General features: G+C 36.4%; 4 protein-coding genes. All 4 read left to right on the top strand.

What is annotated here, in order from left to right; translation table 11 throughout:
- Positions 1-880, top strand: an 880-nt coding sequence (locus tag ADI74_RS02695) for a pre-toxin TG domain-containing protein (protein ID WP_049536875.1), incomplete at its 5' end; no start/stop codon positions are given.
- 7 nt (positions 881-887) lie between these two features.
- Complete coding sequence (locus ADI74_RS02690) at positions 888-1,148, top strand: hypothetical protein (RefSeq protein WP_061409711.1); 261 nt, start codon at positions 888-890, stop codon at positions 1,146-1,148.
- A 50-nt stretch (positions 1,149-1,198) separates the two neighbouring features.
- Complete coding sequence (locus tag ADI74_RS02685) at positions 1,199-1,693, top strand: polymorphic toxin type 15 domain-containing protein (protein ID WP_204374197.1); 495 nt, start codon at positions 1,199-1,201, stop codon at positions 1,691-1,693.
- 8 nt (positions 1,694-1,701) lie between these two features.
- Positions 1,702-2,247 (top strand): T6SS immunity protein Tdi1 domain-containing protein, encoded by a 546-nt coding sequence (locus ADI74_RS02680; RefSeq protein ID WP_049536872.1) that lies wholly within the window; start codon positions 1,702-1,704, stop codon positions 2,245-2,247.
- Positions 2,248-2,451 lie beyond the last annotated feature (204 nt).

The raw sequence follows: 2,451 nt of genomic DNA, 5'->3' as shown, positions 1-2,451 counted from the left end.
ATGTAATCCAAAAACGACTAAGGGTCAAGATGATGCTAGAAAGAAACATCTGACAGCTAGCGAATTACGACAACTCGTCAAAAAAGCTAATTCTGGCGATGTGTCTGCGATTGCAACCTTATCGAGAAGCTATGATGGTAAATCAGGTATAGGGACAGGCATACGCACAAAAGAGGAAATAGAAGCTGGAAATAGACGCGTTTGGCAGAATACAGTAGATGGCTTTAAAAAAATACCGTATATAATCGGAGAGTTGTCCTCTGTCAATGATGCATACCGCCTAACTACAGGGAAGGATCCTGAAACAGGTGAGAATGCCAGTCGCTTAGAAGCAGCAGGATGGTTAGCAGCTGATTTAGCCTCTTTTGGAATTAGTAAAGTTGCCAAGGGTGGAAAAATAGCTGGTAAAGGCTTAAAAGCACTGGATAAGGTCAATGATACTTCAAAAGCTACAAAGGCAGCTGATAAGGCTAAAGATGCTTCGAAAGCTACAAAGACGGTGGGAAGTGGAATTGTTGGTAATTCAACATCACAGCATTCTTTACATGCTAGAGGCTATAGGCCGGGGCTGGGAGAAAGAACCTTTGATGGTTATGTAAAAAATACTGTTTCGATTGATACTGAATTAAAATTGTATACTAATTCTCCTGGATTTAATTCAAATAACGGCGTTATTGGAGGTCAATTTAAGAGATTTGGTAGCGGTTCTCATGGAGGATTATCACCTCATGTCCATCAACCACAAAGGAATGTGGCTCCAAATGGCAATATATATGGAACAGTAGGCTCTAAAACTACAAATGGTGGTGTTACTAAACCTGAGGCTAAGGACATTAAACAACTCTATGACTATACTAATAATGGAAAATATAGGGAGTAAATCAAGCATGACAGATAAACAAATAAAATTTTTAAAAGAATTAGAGATAATACAGGAGCAAGCTGTAAATATGAATATCTCTCAAACTAATTTAACCAAAGAGGAGTCTCTATATAATGTAAGTTATGATACTTTGGTTTTAATGATGGAACTTCTTGATGGTTACCGTAATATGGTATTGGAGTTATCAGATAAAGACAGTAAAGAAATTCTCAATAAGGATATACAGTTACATGATGGAGTTGTTGATTTTTTGAAGTCATTCTAGTGTAGTTACCAACGAGTAATAGCGTAGTCAATGATGCTTCGAAATCTACTATTTCGAAGACCCCAGAAATAACAATTAACTTTACTCGTAATTTAAAACATGACACTACAGAATTTTCTCGTCAGTTAGCTAATCAGCAGAATGGTATGAATCGCTTGACGGTTGCAGATTATATAAATAATAGAGGAAGCTATTTAGCGAATGGTCGTTCATCTGCTGGAAACGCAGCTCAAAAAGCAGCTAGAAATGAGGCTCTTGCTAAAAAGATTGATGAATTGGTTGATTCTGGAATGTCTCGTTCTGAAGCTAAATCTGAAGCCGCTAGGTGGATAAAAACTCAAGCGGCACTGCACGATCCAGATCAGATTGCAGGAGGATTTCCCAAAAATGTAACGGGAGTGGGAGACTTTGGCATTAATTCATCAATTGGTGCTCAGTGGAAAGATAAAATTGCTACTGTAGATAATGTTGTGGATGAAATCGTTAGAACCACACCTTATGAAGATTTAAATAAAATTTACTTGAATGTTAAATTACAATACTAGGAGAAAAAATGAACTTACAATTTACCAAATTTGCAGCTATGCCAGAAGAAGTCATTGAAAAGTATGCCCCAAAAGTTCCAGATGAATTAGTGGAATTGTGGAAACAATATGGACTGGGCTTTTTACTTGATGGTTATCTAAAAATTATCAATCCAGAAGAATATGTAGAATTTGTAGAAGCTACATATTTCAGAGGAACAGATGGAGTTCCATTATTTGTTACTTGTTTTGGGGATATAATTATCTACACTCAGAACGGTTTTATTGATATCATTTATTATGCGAACAATGATTTTGATGTGATGACAAAACGGATGGATCATTTTATCAAATTTTTAGATGATGATAGTTTTTTAGAAGATTTTTTTGATATTCCTTTCTATGAAGAAGCGGTTAAGGAGTATGGGAACTTGGATTACAATCAATGCTTTGGTTTTGTTCCACTTCTTGTACTGGGAGGAAAAAGGGATTTAGTCAATATTGACAAGGTTGGCATAAAAGAACATTTAGAACTCATTACCCAAATTACAGGCGGAGTGGGATTTGAGAATTAAGAAAAAATAATAGAAATGAAGTTGAGATAATGCGGTCTCAACTTCATTTTCAAATAGTAATCAAAATAGTGAGATCTAACTTAAAATAATTGTGCAGGTGGAGTGACTCAGTATACCTATGATGCGGATGGCCGTCGGGTGTCTATGAGTGACCTGACAGGAACTAGTCAGTACGCGACTAATGAAGAGGGCGAGATTACTGGT

The sequence above is a fragment of the Streptococcus pseudopneumoniae genome, assembly GCF_001074565.1.
GTDB classification, from domain to species: Bacteria; Bacillota; Bacilli; order Lactobacillales; family Streptococcaceae; genus Streptococcus; species Streptococcus pseudopneumoniae_J.
This window is presented reverse-complemented; position numbering and strand designations above follow the sequence as displayed.